Here is a 17,272-nt window from a genome sequence, read left to right on the forward strand (position 1 = left end):
TAAAACGCCTAAGAAATTATATAGGTTATATTTAATATTATTATTATTTAATAATTTTTCTTTATTATTATCCAATTTTTTAGTCAAATTATTCATTTTATGTTTGTATTTAAAGGTTTCTTGAATAGCCAATTTATTTCCAAACTTGTCACAAAAATCATCAAGATATTTTTGCATAACATCATCGGAAACTCTTTTACGATGCAAAGAATTTAAATTATTAAATAGTGTTTTTTTGTTTTGCAAACTTAATTGACATTCTATCAAAGAGTCAATTTTTTTTGTTATTAAAGATTGCTCGCTTTCTAATTTTTTAATTTCAACTTTAATAAAATGATTTCTAAATATTAATCCAAAATAAAATAATATTGAAATAAATAAAATTGAAAATGCCCATAATACCTCTCTTGCTATAATTTTATTACTTATTTTCATATATTTCACTTTTTAATTATTTTAATGAATTTAATAATTCTATATATCCTTTAACAATTCCATTTGTTTTTTCAAAGTTAGTTGATTTATTTTTTGTTGGTTCATTCAAGTATAAACTTCTATTTACCTCTAACATAATCGAATTAACATTTTTATTTTTTTTATAATATCTTAACGGTACAATTGACCCACTATAAGGCCAATCAATTTCACATGAATATCCCAAATTTACAAAATATTGTTTTGAAATAATAATTAGTTCTTTTGGTGTATGGTAAGGGTCAGTTCCAATATTAAAATCTGGACGATTTGAGTTTTGATTCAAATCTCTAATAAATGGAATAGATGAAAATGAATGACAATCTAAAATTAATACTTTGTCATTTTTTTCTAATTGTCTTTTTACTTCAAGATTCAATAGACTATGGTGCTTGTCATAATAACCTTCAATTATAGACTCACGTAGTTTGGGTGTCAATTTTCTTAATAAACTTCCATCGTCAAAAAGTTCATAGGTTGCCCCCATTCCAACTTTTGACATAATTTCATCTTCATCTCTTTTGAATCTTTCTACATCGCAAAAAAGTCTAGAAAACGGTGTAACAATCATGGTATCATGCTCAGAATAAAATAATTCATCCGTATACCAATCAGTAAGTTTAACTACTTCTTGTTTGATTTTGATTTCATTTGAAATGAATCCATCCACAAATGGAAAGTTCGTGGAAGAATGAGGTATATGTAAAATCAACTTTTTCATAATAACTAAGAGTATAAAGAATTTAAATGATTTATTACTTCCTTAATCCTTTGGCATAATTCAAAATCTTCGTTTTCTTCAGCATGCTTTAAAAGTCCATTTAGTTCTTTAATACGACTTAAATTTCTTCCTATCCAAACGTTTGGGGCTATATAATAACGATATGGATTGGTAGCTAATAATTCAACTTGTTTTTCAACAGTAAGACCCATTTGGTCGTGCATTGAATAAGTAATAGGATTTTCCTCAATATAATGATTAGCATTCATTGCTATAATATCATTTTGTTGCGTTACTAAAGTACCACCGTATGGGATTTTTTCAGAAAATGTAATAGTATCGCCATCAAAATAATATGCTGTTTGTGGTCCTTCAACAAGATATATTTTGGCTTCTCGATTTTTATCGGCTTCCATTTTGGCTTTTACCCATTTACAATGTTCTATCAACCTATTATGGAGTTCAGATTTTTTGTCAAGTTCATATTCTGAAATAAGTTCACTACATATATCTTCTAAACTAGTTCCAGGAAAATTAACAAAATCTCCATTGACATTAAAATGAATTGGGATTTGCATGAATATTGCATAGCCAGTTTTTAAAATTATATAAGGAAAATTTCCATATCCATTTTTAAAATTTTGGTGTTGAAATGGTTTATCATCTATAACCTCAAGTTCATTTTTATTATTTAATTTTACTTTTAAATAAAATTTTGAATTGAAAATACCAACCCTAGTCAATTCATCGAGAATTGAAGAATCAAAATTTCTAGATTTAATTTCATCCTTAATTGCATTAACAAATAAATACCTTCCATTTTCATTTAGTTTCATTCTATGTATTTCATTATTATAAAAATTTATTAATTCGACATCGTTTAGATTAGAACAATAAGCTTTACACTTTTCTAATTCATCAATATACATATAATCAAATCCTTTATTTGTTGTAAATTCAGAATAATTATTATTAATAATATTTAATAATGATATTTTTAAATCTGGATTATCAAACTGCTCATATCCAAAATAGAGATAGCCATCTTTAATTAAAAAGGGTTTGACTCCATTCTTTAAAGTGTGACAATGGTTGTTTTTTAAATATTGATAGAACATAAAAACAATTCTTTTAATTAAATTGTTTTTTGCAAAGTGAATGTAGTCGCCTTCACCAAATTTATCTGTCGTTGGGTGAAAATATCCAGATAACCATGGAATCGAAATACAATCTGGATGTTGGTCATAATTACTCGAGGATGGAAAAACATAACCATCTATAAAACAATAATCTCCATTTAATTTTAATCCATTTGGTATTAGTATATTATTAATAACCTCTAAAAGGTCAGATTTTGTATGCTTTTTATTGGTTAGTAAAAAAATATCATTGTCAAAGTCTGCAAATTCATAATATTCTTTTAATTGAGTTTGTATATTATGTTTTCTAATTGATTCCTGTTTAATAACCAAGTTATTAACCCCTAATCTAAAAAAAACAAAAATGTGTTCTTCTATTTTGGCTAATTCTGAAGACCATGTAGGTAATGATTGAGTTTGAACACATGTAACAAATGCCAATTTATTAATATCAATTAAAGCTTCATGTGGTATACACAATATTTTTTTATGTGGCGTTAATATCCCAAATGCACCTTCGTTTTTATTCAAACAATGTGTAGCACCAACAACATTCCAATTAATGTCATTTGATTCTAAAAACACAAAAACATAATCTGGCACATTAGTTAAATCGATTTGTGTTTGTATATCATTGTGCTCAATTTCAAATAGCACCCATTCCCTCTTTTGAAGGAAATAATATTGGGCTATAATATTATTTTCAGATAGAGAATAACATGTTGGCTGGAATTCAAAAGTATTTCCAGATTTTTCGGATACAAAATATTTACTTTCCATTACTTTATCATTTTAAGTTTTGGAAATTGAATAATGCTAGCAAAGATTCTAGAATTTAACAGAATAGAATACTTAAAATTTAGATATTCTTTGTCTTGTAGGGTAATTTGAATTGTTTTTTTCATACAAATAAGTTTAAATTAAAATTTCTTATTTGTATTTCGAGAAAATAAATAGGTGTCTGGGTAAACTTACGTTTATTTTGACTAGACAGTCCGTATTGTTTTACCACCGTGGTGTCTTCACTCGGTTGGTACCCTTAATGGGTTCGAAATACATGACAAATATATATTTTATTTTCTTATATCAACAAATTTTTTAAGAGGTCTACTAAATTATTTAGTAACTTTGACAGGGTGGTTGTATACTTACAATCTAAAAATCTAATGAGAAAAATAAATTATAAATCTTCAAGAAATAATGAATATCAACGATATGTTGATATTGGGTCATGCGAAAAGCATTACTCCTTTCTCCCTTTATATGATGATGAAAAAATGACATTTGATTGTTGGATTAATGAATTTATTAACCAACCTCTTGGAGTGCAAATGTTAACTATTCATTATTATCTTTATGAAATTAATTCTGAAAGTTACATTCCAATTGTTCTAAAAAAGAAACTATTAGACAACATGGATTTATTCAAGACTTTTTGCAATAAATGGTTTAATAGTGATATCCCAGATTTTAAAGGGTTAGATTTGAATAAGGAAGGGATAGAAGATAAAATTATTGATGAAATTGAGGATGAAAATGGAATTATTTCATCTGTAAAATTTTCTGATGGTTCTTCATTAGAATTTTTAGATGAAAATGACAACATACCTTCATTTTATATTAAAGAAATTGATTACATAAATTTAAAAAATGAATTTAATTTGCTTTTAGGTAAATTAATTAAGAATTAACAATCTGATAAAATTCAAAAATATTATTTTTAAGAATTTATATAATAGTTTTTTAGTGCACTTGAAAATATTTTTTCTGTATTAGTTATTAGCAATTTGGCAAATTTCGACACGTTAAATTTTCCACTTATATTAAAAATAACCAAAGTGAAAAGTAAAATTTGCAGATTATTTCCAATTTCTTGAACAGCTGTTTTAGGAGGGTGATATTAAAAAGGTAATGTGTCTAAATATACAGAGATTGGTATTTTCTTTGAAAAATTTCCTTTATCAGTAACAATCTCAATAAAAATATTTCCTTGAATAGTATAGTTATCTTTTATTTCCTCACCTAACCATGATTCCGCAATTATCCTTGAAGTATTTAACTCTATAAGCATCCAACCTTTTTTTGGTATTTTTGATGAATCAATTGATAGTTGATACTTGTAATTATATGGTTTTAAATCTGACTTTTTATAAGATAATATTTTTCCATGTTGTCTAATATTCCACATTTTAGATGAATACAAGTATATAGCTTGAATTTCTGGAGAAGTTTTGTTTGATTTGTTTTCTATATCAATTGTGAAATTGATTATAGCTTGAGAATATTCATCTGTTGTTTCAAGTGAACCATCACTTTTTAATTCTATTTCAAAAGGATTATTTTTGTTCGATACAATTTCTTTTTTAGCCCATTCAAAATTTTTAGACAACTGTTCTTTCAGATGTGTTATCGATGTACCATAAACAACATGCCTTTTATGCTTTAAATCAAAAGGAATATTTTCAACGCTTTTAGTTATTAATATGCATAATTTCCCAATGGCATGAGCATAACCAAGTTCATAGAAAACATTTGGATTTTTATCTGATAGGTCTGCAATTACAAAGTCACAATTTTCAATTTCACTATATATTTTGGCAAGCATTCCTTCGTCAAACAATTCCTCATCAAGTCTATATGCTTCGATATCATTTTCTTTAGCTGTATCTTTTATTCCAATTTTGAATATATCATCAAAACTTTTTGCAAATGGCATAATTACAAATGCTTTCATATTTTAAATTAAGTTAGAATCATAAGTAGTAAGTATAATTATCTACAAAGTCCCGCACTTATAAATAGTACAGGAAACATGTGTCAAATTGTAGTAAATATAAGAAAATTTTCGCTATTCTTTTGAAGAAAATCGGTAAATCTTTTAGATATAAACGTTACTTTTTATAATTAGTTGTTATAATTTTCTTTTCTTCTACAACATCATTTTTTATTTTCAAATATATTATCTCCCTGTAGCTACAATTTCTATTTTCTTCTGTGAAATTTTCTAGCTTTAGCTCAGTTAAGATATGATTTATTTCTTCAATTCTGTAACATATAATTGTTACTGATTCTTCATTAGCTAATGCAAATTTTAGCGGTATCAACTTAATAAATTCTTTCTTGTTATATGTTTGAATTTTAATTTTTCTATCTTTTGAAATTGGTAAAACAGTATCAACGCATCTTCTCTCGATAGAACTCAAAATATAATTAATTTTAATGTTGTTGAAAATTTCAATAATATCTTTTGAAAAGTTTAACCCATTTGAATTAAGTAACATTGTTTGGGTATCGATTAATCCGTGTCTTATTAAAAAAATATGGTTCATGAAATATTAATGCCAACTTATTTGTACGATTGATAAATTAGCTTGTTTTTTAGTGTAAAATGAGAATCAAAGTTGTTAACTAGAAATTACTATAATGGATTATGGAGGCCATTATTAAGTTCTGAGAAAAATGGGTTCGTAAGTTTAATATTTAATATTGCAAAAAAAATGAAATAATGATTTCCAAAGTTAATAATCTTATGTAATTGTATTAATGTTTAGTGATTTCATTTTGTCTTTTTATTATTATTTTGTTTCTCATAGAATTAGCCAACCTTTTTAAACTAATGAAAATCAAACGCATCACCCCATAAATGCTTTAATATAACTATTTTATTAGTATTATAATCTACGATATTAAACCTAAAATTTTATTCTATTTTACGGTTTTTTGGGCTTTTTTTTACGGTTTATCTTTTTAATGCTAAAAATTTAATAAGAAAAAATATTCGCAAAAAGTGCGAAAATTAGAAACTTTAAAAGACATCATATCTAAGTGTATTTTCTAAGTGTACTTTTGCAAAAAAATGCTTGATTTTGCATATTGAATAAAATTTTAAAATACTGATAATCAACGAAATAAGTTCTTTAAAAACACACTGTTAATCAGAGGGTCCTTGGTTCGAGCCCAAGAGGGGGAGCAATATCAAAGTAAAAGGGTTATACTTGAATAGTGTAACCCTTTTTATGTTTTATAGGTAGGCTAATTCTTAAATTAAATATTATTTGTATAATTTTATAACTACTTTTCAATCATTTTAATTTTTAAATAATGACTTGGTGGATTCTTTTGGGAGTGGGAACAACATTTATGACTTTACTTTTGGCTGGAGTGTTTAAAAAGAAAAAATAAACTTCCTGCAAAATTGTACGAAGTTCAACACTTTAATTTCCCGATTGTCACATACTCAATTAACTTATTATAGCTGCATCTTTCGATGAAATGGGGAGCTAAACAAAACCCGATACTTTCGTATCGGGTTTTTTATAAATTATTTTTCATACCCCATAGACAATCCGGTATCTCCATGAACTTTTAGCTGTACTGCAATTTGTTCTTGTGTGTCGTTTTCAATTTTCAAAGCGGTATTTTTATTTACTTTCACTTTTACAGTTGCGGCTGGCTCTAAGGTTATGGGCGAATGTTTTCCGCCTTCAATAGGGCATTGCCATAACGTAATAGGGGTAACGGAAGTATTGGTGACACTTACAGAAAATCTTCCATGAACATTATTCCCCAATATAAAGGAATCATTGGGTTTAATATAGGTAGTTGAATTGAGTGTTTGAAAAGGAATACACGAGGTACATAATGAAACTACTAGTAGAAAAAAGAATTGAATACGATTCATAAAGGCAATTTTTTTCAAATGTAGTAATTCAATAATTAATTATTAATTTTGATTACCTAATACACGTAACAATGAAAACACCTTTTAACAAATTCATTTACATTGGCTTTCTTTTATTAGGTGCCTACCAATCTTTGTTTGCTAATGATTACATGCAGGCAGCTTCCTCTTTAGGAATTGGATTGGCATTTGATCCATTTAATACAGATCAAAAATGGAATGACCGCCCAAAATGGCAAAAAGCCGTCTTAATCATTCACCTCGCGCTAACAGCTGCACTATTTGGCTTTGCAATTGGACTTGCCGATAAATAATAGTTTTATGAAGTCGAGTCAAAAAAAAGCAGGAAACGGAATTGGAATTGGCGCAGCTCTTGGAGTCGTTATTGGCCTTGTTTATGGAAGTAAAACAGGAAACCGTAGTTTAAGTATCGCCTTGGGCTTGGCTATTGGTGTTGCTGTAGGAGCAATTTTTGACGTTATAAAAAAGAAAGATAATGAAACAGTTTCTTTTGAAATATAAAAAAGAACTAATCGTTGGAATATTGGTTTATTTATTTTTTCTGTTTAAGGATCTATTTAAATGAAACAAAAAAAATATTATTATTAAAACTCTAGAACTTTCTAGAGTTTTTTTTGTTTACTAATAAAAATTTATTGTTTATCAATAAATATAAATTACTTTTGTAACAAATCATTAAACTTGTTCTCATGAAAAATAAACTACATTTATCGTTTCTACTTCTTGAAATTGTATGTTGGTTCCTATTTATTGGTCTAGCAATAGAAACAGGAGGTTATCTAAGTAATACGATCGTCACCCTTTTTGTAAAACCAGAATGGGCATCTCATTTTTGGGGTTTTATGGATTTATCTAATTTATTTCAATTTGATTTAGGATTATTTATTTGTTTAACCTCACTATTGATAACCGTTTCTCTTTTAAAAACAATTTTATTTTACAAAACAATTTTAATCTTTCACAAAAAGAAATTCAACTTAGATCATCCATTTAATCCTGCAATACAAGATTTTCTGTTTCATTTTTGTTACATAGTTTTCGCAATAGGTCTATTTACCTATGCCGGTTCAAAATTTTCCAATTGGCTACTCGCGCAAGGAGTGTTAATTCCAACTTTAGAAAAGTTAAACCTGGGAGGTGCAGATGTTTGGATATTTATGGGAGTTACCTTGCTGTTAGTTGCCAAAATTTTCAAAAAAGGGATCGAAATACAAAATGAAAACGACTTAACCATTTAAATTATGGCAATTATTGTAAACCTTGATGTTATGATGGCAAAAAGGAAGGTGTCTCTAAATGAATTATCTGAGAAAGTAGGCCTAACTTTAGCTAATTTATCTATTCTAAAAACAGGAAAAGCTAAGGCTATTCGATTCAGCACATTGTCTGCTATTTGTGAAGTTTTAGATTGTCAACCAGCCGATATTTTAGAATATAAAAAATGATTTATTAATTATTTCAAGGTATAAATTTTTATAACCTATTGAAAAATTGTAACTTGCACTACATTTTATTTAAATTAATTTCAAAAAATAGACACTAAATGAAGAAATTTTTACTTTTTATATTTTTTATTAGTCTGCAAATGGCCTATGCACAGCCGCAAATTAATACCCCGTCTAATTACACATTGTGTGACTCAAACAATGACGGAATGGAGAGTTTTTATTTGTTTACTAAAAACTCAGAAATTCTAGGCAACCTGTCTCAAAACATCTATACGGTTTCGTATCACTTGAGTCAGGCAGATGCTGTAGCAAATGTAAATCCGTTACCAAATCCTTATTTGTGCACCACTTCGAGCCAATTGATTTTTGCAAGAGCCTATCCAATTAATAATCCAAGTAGTTATTCTATTACTTCATTTATGCTTTATGTTTCTCCTGTTCCTGTTGCAAACACCTACACTGGTACCTTTTGTATAACCGATCAATGTTGGAATTTAATGCAATTTGAACCTTCTATTACTAATAATGATCCTAGTTTAAGTGTTTCATTTTATTACACAACAACAGATGCTCAAAATAGTAGTAATGCCATACCCAACCCGAGTTGTGTATTTAGCCCTACAACAACACCTAATTTAATTTTTTACTATAAGGTGACAAATATGAGTTCGGGGTGCTCGTCAATAGGCACAATAAACGCTATAATAATTACCGCATGTTCTAATTCAAATTGCACAACTCCTATTGTTTCTGTTGGAAACATTACAGAAACCAGCGCAACAGTTACATGCACCGATGCTGTACCAGGAACTGCATACACTGCTGAGGCTGCAATTGTTCCTTACGGAGCACCTATTCCTAATCAAGGAACTGTGTTTTTCAGTAATAATTTTGTAATTACAGGATTAAGCTGCGCAAGTGACTATCAAATATATGTTAGAAGAATATGTTCAACTAGTACCGTTTCTCAAACAACTCCTTGGTCTACACCGGTTTCATTTGCAACCTTAGCTTGTACTCCACAATTTGGTCAACCACAAGGTTTTTCAAGTTGTACTGATACCAACCAAGCTTGTTTTAATTTAACCGATAATAATGATGACATTATTGGAACTATGAATCCTAATGATTACACCATTACATATCATGCCTCTCCAAATGAAGCAGAAGCTAATGTGAATCCGTTATCTTCCCCTTATTGTGCAGGGATAGGAAATACTGCAATTTATGGTAGAGTTTCATACAACAATGTTCCAGGACAATATTTTACAACGGTATTTTATATCAATGTGTATGCTTTTCATTATAGTCCAACCCCATTACAACAAATGGAGCAATGTGATGACGACAGCAACGGTTCGATTATTTTTAATTTAACTTCGGTTCAGTCACAATTAAATACATCGAACACCCTTCAGTATTTTTCAAACCAGCAAGATGCAGAAGCAGGAACAAATGCAATTGCTAATCCAAGTGCTTATAGTGTAAATGTTCAGTCAACTACTATCACCATTTACATCCGAGAAATTATAGCAAACGGTTGTGATATGATTTACACGGTTAATTTAAGAACATTCCCAAATTGCAACAACGCATCGGTTTGTAGCCAAGCGAATTCATTATGTTCTTCATTGGGAATTCCGTTCCCAAACACGACTAATTTACCATCTACAGGAGCTTTAAGTTGTTTAAGTACTACACCAAATCCAACTTGGTTTATAATGCCAATTAGCCAAACAGGAAACATCAATTTGATGATTCAACAAAGCACAGATATTAATTTTAGCACTAGTAATTTAGATGTAGATTATGTAGTTTTAGGGCCATATACAAACCCAACAACTCCATGTAACGGACAAATTACAGCGAACTATATGGTAAGTTGTAGTTATTCATCAAATAATGTAGAATATCCAGTAATTACTAATGCACAACCTGGGCAGTATTATTTAATTATGGTTACTAATTACAGTAACCAACCAGGATATATTAAAATTACCGATCTTGGAAGCACTTCTACTGGAGCTATTAATTGCAGTGGCTTACGCCTTAATGCCTTTTTAGATTCAAATAATAATGGCACTAAAGATATAGGGGAACAAAACTTCCCATTAGGGCAATTTCATTATGAAGTAAACACAAACGGAATCACACACCATATTACAAGTCCAACAGGTGTTTATAATATTTATGATACCAATGCTACCAATTCCTATAGTCTAAGCTATACCATTGATCCAGCTTATGTTGGTTTGTATAATATCACTACACCCTCTTACAGCAATGTTCATGTTGTTGTAGGAAGCGGAATGGCAAATTATAATTTCCCTATAACAGTAGCACAAAGTTATTCTGATTTAGTAACTGTTGTTGTACCTGTAAATGCTCCAAGACCAGGATTTATTTATGAAAATAAAATTATCTACACCAATCTAGGAAATCAAAACATTGCTTCAGGAAGCATCAACTTTGTTAAAGATGCTAATGTAACGATCTCATCGGTATCTCAAGCGGGAGTAACGATGTTAGCCAACGGATTTAGCTATAACTTTACTAATTTGGCTCCTTTTGAAGTTCGAACAATTTCAGTTTACATGCAAGTTCCTACAATTCCAACCGTTGCTGCAGGTCAATTATTAACCAATACTGCAACGATCAACCCTATTGCTGGAGATGTAGTTCCTTCAAATAATACCAGTAGCTTAACTCAAATAATTGTAAATGCCTACGATCCTAATGATAAAATGGAAGCGCATGGGGAACGAATTCTTTACAGTTCGTTCACTTCGAATGACTATTTAACCTATACCATTCGATTTGAAAACACAGGTTCTGCGAGTGCTATCAATGTTCGAATCAATGATGTATTGGACTCTAAATTGGATGAAACAACTGTAAGAACAGTAAGTTCTAGTCATCCGTATATTTTAGACCGAGTTGGAAATAACTTAAATTGGAAATTTGATGACATCATGCTACCAGTTTCAATAGCAAATACATCAACAGGAAAAGGGTATGTAACATTCCAAGTTAAACCAAAACCAGGTTATGCAATTGGAGATATTATTCCAAATACGGGAGCCATCTACTTTGATTACAACCCTGCAATTATTACCAATACCTTCAATACCGAATTCGTAGCTTCACTTGCATCGAATGAGTTTGCAAGCACTAATTTGGCTGTATATCCTAACCCAGCACATGAAGCGATTACAATTCAATTGAATTCGAATAATTATATCAAACAAATTCAGTTGGTTGATATGCTAGGTAGAGTAATCAAAAAAGAAAATTATTCTTCTACCAATTATTCTGAAGTTATGAATTTAAAAGAAGTGGGTAGTGGAACTTATTTTGTTGAAGTGACTACCGATACAAACCAAAAAGAAACCAAAAAAATTATTGTAAACTAATTTTACAATGTAAAAAAGAAAAAGGCTGTCAGTAATGGCGGCCTTTTTTATTATATTTGAAAAGAAAACCTTTCTCTTATTTTTAATTCAGAAAATGAAAAAAATCTCGCTCAGTTTACTGCTGATAGTAGCATTATTGATTATCAGCTGTAAAGCAAATTTATCTTCTACAACAGATTCAAAATTAGTTGATGGTCATCTTCAATGGATCATGCAGGGAAACATCTATGAAGTAAATGTTCGCCAATATACTCCTGAAGGTACTTTCGATGCTTTTGCAAAACACCTGGACCGACTTAAAGCCATGGGGGTACAAACCATTTGGTTCATGCCCATCAACCCCATCAGCAAATTAGATCGAAAAGGTACTTTAGGAAGTTATTATGCCGTTTCTAATTATACTGCTATCAATCCGGAATATGGAAACCTAGACGACTTTAAAAATTTAGTGCAATCCATTCATGAAAAAGGGATGAAAGTGTTAATTGATTGGGTTCCAAATCACACCGGTGCCGACCATAATTGGTTAAAAGACCACCCTGATTTTTTTGTAAAAGACAAACAAGGAAAACCGGCAGTTGCTTTTGATTGGGCAGATGTAAGACAGTTGGATTATAAAAATCCTGTGATGCAAGACAGTATGATTGCTGCAATGAAATATTGGGTAAAAAACACCAATATTGATGGTTTTCGTTGCGATGTAGCTTGGAATGTACCCGCATCTTTTTGGAAAAAATCAATTCCTGAGTTAAATAAAATGAAGCCTTTATTTATGCTTGCTGAAGGGGATAGCACCTACCTTGCCAAATCCGGATTTGACGCGGTTTATCCTTGGCACATGTTTAAAATGATGGAAAAAGTGGCTCAAGGAAAAAGACCTGCATTTAGTTTGGATAGTATTCTAACAGAAAATATAACAAAGTATCCTAAAAATACCATTCAAATGTATTTTACCAGTAACCACGATGAAAACAGTTGGAACCACGCCGATTTTGGAACATTCCCAAAAGAAGTTCATGCGCCATTTGCCGTATTGACACAAACTTTAAAAAATAGTGTGCCTCTTATTTACAGCGGACAAGAAGAACCGATGTTGCGTGCAATTGAGTTTTTTGAAAAAGACCCGATGACTTTTAAAAATTTCGAAAGAGAAAAATTTTACAAAACTTTACTCGAATTAAGAAAAAGAAACAAAGCGCTTGCTGTTAATTCTTGCTTTGAAAAAGTAAATTTGGGTGATGCAAATGCAATTTATGCCTATGTTAGAAAAAACGGAAAAAATAAAATATTAGTAATCCTAAACCTTTCTGGGAAAGAACAAACCATCAAAATCATAGATAAAAAATTAGTAGGTAAAACCTATTCAGTATTTGAAGAAAAAGAAATAATATTGAATTCCAACGAATTTCAAATGTCCCCATGGGGCTATAAAATTTATGAATATTAATAAATAAACATGAGAGAACCATTACATCAAATTTATGGATCCCTATTGGAAGAAGCGCTTTTAAATGAAATTGAACAAGTAGCTACAGTAAAAGAATTTTCTGAAGGAGATGTAATTATTGACTTTGGAGATAAAATCTTAAAAATGCCGTTGCTCCTCTCGGGAGCGATAAAAATATTACGCGAAGATTTTGACGAAGGCGAATTACTGCTTTACTTTATTGAAAAAGGAGATACTTGCTCCATGTCGATGACGTGCTGTATTGGTGATACAAAAAGTGAAATAAAAGCCGTAGCCGAAACCAACGGTAAGGTAGTAATGATTCCGGTAATGTACATGGAATTGTGGTTGGGCAAATACAAATCGTGGCGCAATTATGTCTTTAATAGCTACAACAATCGATTGAAAGAAATGCTCAATGCAATAGATAGTTTGGCGTTTATGAATATGGATGAGCGTTTATTAAACTATCTATTAGAAAAGTCAAAAATTAATGGATCTCGAGAAATTAATACCACCCACCAAGATATTGCATACGATTTAAACACTTCGCGTGTGGTGATTTCGAGGTTATTGAAAGCCCTTGAAAAAGAAGGAAAGATAAAACTTCACCGAGCACATATTGAAATTGTAAAACAGTAACGATTTCTTATTCAAAATTTTAGCTATTGACAATTCATTTTAATATGTTTGTAAAAGTATTATAAACTTAAAAAAACCCAAATCATGAAAAAAGTACTTTTTATTATGGTGCTAGCGTTATCGTTTGCACAAATGAATGCCCAAGACCACGGCGGAAAATATTTAGAAAAAGGCAGTAAAAACGACGGAAAAACATTCGTTTTTTCTAATAGAGGAGAAACCGAAGCAATTGAAAAATTAGCTGCTGTTTATAACAAAATGGATGTAAAAGCTGCAGCATCTTTCTTTGCAGATAAAGTAAATATTACAGATTTTGAAGGAAATAAAATAGTTATGACTTCAAAAGATTGGGATGCCTACTTTGCAGGATATAAATCATTAAACTGGGAGATTTCTGCAATTGTTCCATTGCGTATTAAAGACACCGATCCTTCTTCTGGAGTAATAGTATTTTCAATGGAAACAAGAATTAGCACTGACGGTACCGTTTGGAAAAAACAATTAGTGGAATTTTTCTATTTTAATTTAAATATGAAAATTGACGGCGTTTCTCAATTTTATCAAGACGTAAAATAACTTAAACTAAAAATACCTATTATGAAAAAAACACTTGGCCTTATCACAATTACTTGTGCACTTTTTGTTGGATGCAAAAATGAAAGTGCCGAAAAAGAAAAAATTGCTCAAGACAATATTAAGTCCTATTCTAAAACTTGGGATTTAGTAATAAATGAAGGAAAAGTTGATGTATTAGACACTGCTTATGCCCCAAATATTGTATTGCACACAATCCCTGAAATTAAAGGAATAGCAAAATCTAAAGCGTATTATGCTTATTTCGTTACCGGATTTTCAAACCGCCAATTTATTGTAAAAGATATTTTTGCTTCTGGAGATAAACTAACCAAATATTGGGAGTTTAAAGGAACGCACACTGGGGATTTTATGGGAATTCCTGCAACAGGAAAAACTATTGATGTTGAAGGGTGCACCATTGCTAAAATGGTAAACGGAAAAATTGTAGAAGAAAGAGATTTTATGGATAACATGGATTTCATGAAGCAATTAGGACTTCTAAAACAATAGAATACTTCAAACAAAACCTATTAAAGACTGCCAAAAGGCAGTCTTTTTTTTATAACGAATTTCTAATAATCAATTCGGATGGATTTTCAATTTGCTTTTTTTGAGAATTCAAAACCATTGTAGCAAGATTTTTTCCCATTTCACTAAAATTGGTTGAGATGGTTGTAATGCCATTTTCAACTACTTTTTTTAGCGGAATATCATTATAAGAAATGATTCCGAAGTCGGTTCCTAAAATTAATTTTTGCTTTTTTGATTGTTCAATAACCTGCACCAAATGGGTGTCATTAGGAATGATATAAACATTGCCTTCCCCAATTTCTTGATTTTCAAAATTGGGAATTATCTCATTAGGTATTGCGTTTTCATCACAAAATAATTTGAATCCCTCCACCATGCCAACAGGCTCTTTATCTCCTGGATAAATTAATAATAATTTCTGGTATTTATCTATTAGTTTTTTTCCTTTAGATAATGCCGTATACAAATCTTTTACAAAATTCTGATGAACCGAAGGGTAGTCTTTTAACGCCACATTCGTTTGATCTAAAATATAAACATCCTGCTTGGGAAGGGTTTTAATGACTGCTGCAGCTCCAACTAAATTGGTTGGCATGATGATGTATTTCGAATAATTTCCATTGCTTTCATTTACCAGTTTGGTAAACATTTCCATATTAAAATGATGGAAAAAAATATCAACCTGCGCCTTATTATCTATGGCTTTCAAAAATGAATTATAAATCTCTTCTTTAAAAGCATTCAACTCATCAAAAAGTAAAAAAATGCGTTGCTCAAAACTAAATTCTACACTTTTTACATAATAGCCTTTTCCTAAAATTGCATAAATAATTCCGCGTTTTTTTAATTCCTCATATGCCAATAACACTGTGTCTCTAGATATCGAAAACTCCAAACTCACCTTGTTTATCGAAGGTAATTTTTCATTTCGTTGCAACCGGTTTTCGGCGATGGCAATTTCAATTGCAAGTACAATCTGCCTGTATTTAGGCAAAGAAGAATTTGGATCAAATGAGATAAGCTTCATAACTGCGATAATAAACTGGTGGCAAGTTATAAAAAAACTGGTAGGTGCTAGTATGGCTTAAAGTATAATTTAATTACATTTGATTGCATTAAACTAAATATATGTCCGTTTTAAATTCTATTTCACAAAATAATACCTCATTAATTGAGAAATCATTCGGAAATCATCCGAACGGTAAAGAAGTTTTGTGTTATAAATTAACTTCAAATAACGGCATGGAATTGGAAATAATAAATTATGGAGCCACCTTGGTTTCATTAAAAGTGCCATTAAAAAATAGCAGCAAAGTGGATGTGGTATTGGGTTTTGATAAAATTTCCGATTATATTAATTCGTATGAATTACCAAGTGCACCCTACATTGGAGCGCTTGTAGGACGCTATGCCGGAAGAATAAATCAAGCCCAATTTGAATTAAATAATCAAACAATTTCATTGACTCAAAACCACAACCAGCACCAATTGCACGGCGGTTTTGAAGGGTTTAGTAAAGCTTTTTGGGATGTAATTTCTGTTTCTTCTGATTCAATTACCTTAGCCTATCGAAGTCAAAACGGCGAAGAAAATTATCCTGGAGAAGTACATACGCAAGTAACCTATTCCCTCACCGAAGCAATGGAATTGCATGTTGAAATTACAGCGCAATCCGATCAAGATACACCACTAAATTTAACCCAGCATAGTTATTTTAATTTGGACGGGCATTCAGAAACCATAGAAAATCTAGAGCTTTTGGTGAATTCAAAAGAAGTTCTTGAGACAACCAATGAAAATATTCCAACCGGAAATTTCATTTCGTTACACGGCCATGAATTTGACTTTTCAAAACAAAAAAAATGCCCAACATCTATAGATTCTACCTTTGTATTAGAAAAAAATAATGAAGCAGCCGCATTACTTTTCAGTAAAAAAAATAATTTGAAAATGTCGGTTTTTACCAACCAACCCGGAGTTCATATTTATGTGGGTGGCAATTGTTTTAATCAAATAAAAGGAAAAGAAAATAGGGATTACCATTCCTTAAGCGGAATTTGTTTTGAAACACAAAATTTTCCCGATGCTCCAAATCACGCTCATTTTCCAAACGCAATAGTAAAAAAAGGAGCTACTTACAGTCATAAAACAACTTTTAAGTTTGAAAATATTTAATGAA

General features: G+C 30.3%; 18 protein-coding genes and 1 riboswitch. Of the genes, 11 read left to right on the top strand and 7 right to left on the bottom strand.

Going from position 1 to position 17,272, the window contains the following annotated elements; translation table 11 throughout:
- The 3 genes from ACKOWY_RS05480 to ACKOWY_RS05490 form a co-directional block, all read right to left on the bottom strand.
- Positions 1-435: hypothetical protein (locus tag ACKOWY_RS05480; RefSeq protein WP_408940436.1), on the bottom strand; the 435-nt coding region annotated here is incomplete at its 3' end.
- A gap of 16 nt (positions 436-451) precedes the next feature.
- Positions 452-1,195 (bottom strand): N-formylglutamate amidohydrolase, encoded by a 744-nt coding sequence (locus ACKOWY_RS05485; protein WP_408940437.1) that lies wholly within the window; start codon positions 1,193-1,195, stop codon positions 452-454.
- 5 nt (positions 1,196-1,200) lie between these two features.
- Positions 1,201-3,114: a hypothetical protein gene (locus ACKOWY_RS05490; protein WP_408940438.1), complete on the bottom strand. Its 1,914-nt coding sequence runs from the start codon at positions 3,112-3,114 to the stop codon at positions 1,201-1,203.
- 188 nt (positions 3,115-3,302) lie between these two features.
- A riboswitch (SAM-I-IV-variant riboswitch) is annotated at positions 3,303-3,396 on the bottom strand.
- Positions 3,397-3,500: 104 nt separating this feature from the next.
- Between ACKOWY_RS05490 and ACKOWY_RS05495 the strand changes: the two genes are divergently transcribed.
- The gene (locus ACKOWY_RS05495; RefSeq protein WP_408940439.1) at positions 3,501-4,025 is read left to right on the top strand and encodes a hypothetical protein; all 525 of its coding nucleotides are present in this window, start codon (positions 3,501-3,503) and stop codon (positions 4,023-4,025) included.
- Positions 4,026-4,234: 209 nt separating this feature from the next.
- Here ACKOWY_RS05495 and ACKOWY_RS05500 read toward each other — a convergent pair whose 3' ends face one another.
- From ACKOWY_RS05500 to ACKOWY_RS05510, 3 genes are all read right to left on the bottom strand, one after another.
- The gene (locus tag ACKOWY_RS05500; protein ID WP_408940440.1) at positions 4,235-5,068 is read right to left on the bottom strand and encodes a hypothetical protein; all 834 of its coding nucleotides are present in this window, start codon (positions 5,066-5,068) and stop codon (positions 4,235-4,237) included.
- 157 nt (positions 5,069-5,225) lie between these two features.
- Positions 5,226-5,615, bottom strand: coding sequence for a hypothetical protein (locus ACKOWY_RS05505; RefSeq protein ID WP_408940441.1), 390 nt, complete (start codon positions 5,613-5,615; stop codon positions 5,226-5,228).
- 1,040 nt (positions 5,616-6,655) lie between these two features.
- Positions 6,656-7,015, bottom strand: coding sequence for a hypothetical protein (locus ACKOWY_RS05510; protein WP_408940442.1), 360 nt, complete (start codon positions 7,013-7,015; stop codon positions 6,656-6,658).
- Positions 7,016-7,086: 71 nt separating this feature from the next.
- Between ACKOWY_RS05510 and ACKOWY_RS05515 the strand changes: the two genes are divergently transcribed.
- The 9 genes from ACKOWY_RS05515 to ACKOWY_RS05555 all read left to right on the top strand — a co-directional run bounded on the left by ACKOWY_RS05515 (position 7,087) and on the right by ACKOWY_RS05555 (position 15,072).
- Positions 7,087-7,329, top strand: coding sequence for a hypothetical protein (locus ACKOWY_RS05515; protein ID WP_408940443.1), 243 nt, complete (start codon positions 7,087-7,089; stop codon positions 7,327-7,329).
- 7 nt (positions 7,330-7,336) lie between these two features.
- On the top strand, positions 7,337-7,537 hold the full coding sequence (locus tag ACKOWY_RS05520) for a hypothetical protein (RefSeq protein ID WP_408940444.1): 201 nt from the start codon (positions 7,337-7,339) through the stop codon (positions 7,535-7,537).
- A 188-nt stretch (positions 7,538-7,725) separates the two neighbouring features.
- Entirely contained in the window at positions 7,726-8,274 is a 549-nt protein-coding gene (locus ACKOWY_RS05525; protein ID WP_408940445.1) for a DUF2975 domain-containing protein, read from the top strand.
- Between the two features lie 3 nt (positions 8,275-8,277).
- On the top strand, positions 8,278-8,481 hold the full coding sequence (locus ACKOWY_RS05530; protein WP_408940446.1) for a helix-turn-helix domain-containing protein: 204 nt from the start codon (positions 8,278-8,280) through the stop codon (positions 8,479-8,481).
- 98 nt (positions 8,482-8,579) lie between these two features.
- Positions 8,580-11,897 carry a T9SS type A sorting domain-containing protein gene (locus ACKOWY_RS05535; protein ID WP_408940447.1) on the top strand — a complete coding sequence of 1,106 codons (3,318 nt, stop codon included), beginning with the start codon at positions 8,580-8,582 and terminating at the stop codon, positions 11,895-11,897.
- Positions 11,898-11,991: 94 nt separating this feature from the next.
- Complete coding sequence (locus ACKOWY_RS05540) at positions 11,992-13,344, top strand: alpha-amylase family glycosyl hydrolase (RefSeq protein ID WP_408940448.1); 1,353 nt, start codon at positions 11,992-11,994, stop codon at positions 13,342-13,344.
- 9 nt (positions 13,345-13,353) lie between these two features.
- On the top strand, positions 13,354-13,986 hold the full coding sequence (locus ACKOWY_RS05545; RefSeq protein WP_408940449.1) for a Crp/Fnr family transcriptional regulator: 633 nt from the start codon (positions 13,354-13,356) through the stop codon (positions 13,984-13,986).
- Between the two features lie 84 nt (positions 13,987-14,070).
- The gene (locus ACKOWY_RS05550; protein WP_408940450.1) at positions 14,071-14,562 is read left to right on the top strand and encodes a hypothetical protein; all 492 of its coding nucleotides are present in this window, start codon (positions 14,071-14,073) and stop codon (positions 14,560-14,562) included.
- Positions 14,563-14,583: 21 nt separating this feature from the next.
- Positions 14,584-15,072 carry an ester cyclase gene (locus tag ACKOWY_RS05555; protein WP_408940451.1) on the top strand — a complete coding sequence of 163 codons (489 nt, stop codon included), beginning with the start codon at positions 14,584-14,586 and terminating at the stop codon, positions 15,070-15,072.
- Between the two features lie 49 nt (positions 15,073-15,121).
- Here ACKOWY_RS05555 and ACKOWY_RS05560 read toward each other — a convergent pair whose 3' ends face one another.
- On the bottom strand, positions 15,122-16,120 hold the full coding sequence (locus ACKOWY_RS05560; RefSeq protein ID WP_408940452.1) for a GntR family transcriptional regulator: 999 nt from the start codon (positions 16,118-16,120) through the stop codon (positions 15,122-15,124).
- A gap of 101 nt (positions 16,121-16,221) precedes the next feature.
- Here ACKOWY_RS05560 and ACKOWY_RS05565 point away from each other — a divergent pair, with 101 nt between their 5' ends.
- Positions 16,222-17,268 carry an aldose epimerase family protein gene (locus ACKOWY_RS05565; protein WP_408940453.1) on the top strand — a complete coding sequence of 349 codons (1,047 nt, stop codon included), beginning with the start codon at positions 16,222-16,224 and terminating at the stop codon, positions 17,266-17,268.
- The last annotated feature ends 4 nt before the right edge of the window (positions 17,269-17,272 follow it).

Source organism: Flavobacterium sp. (assembly GCF_046073885.1).
GTDB lineage: Bacteria > Bacteroidota > Bacteroidia > Flavobacteriales > Flavobacteriaceae > Flavobacterium.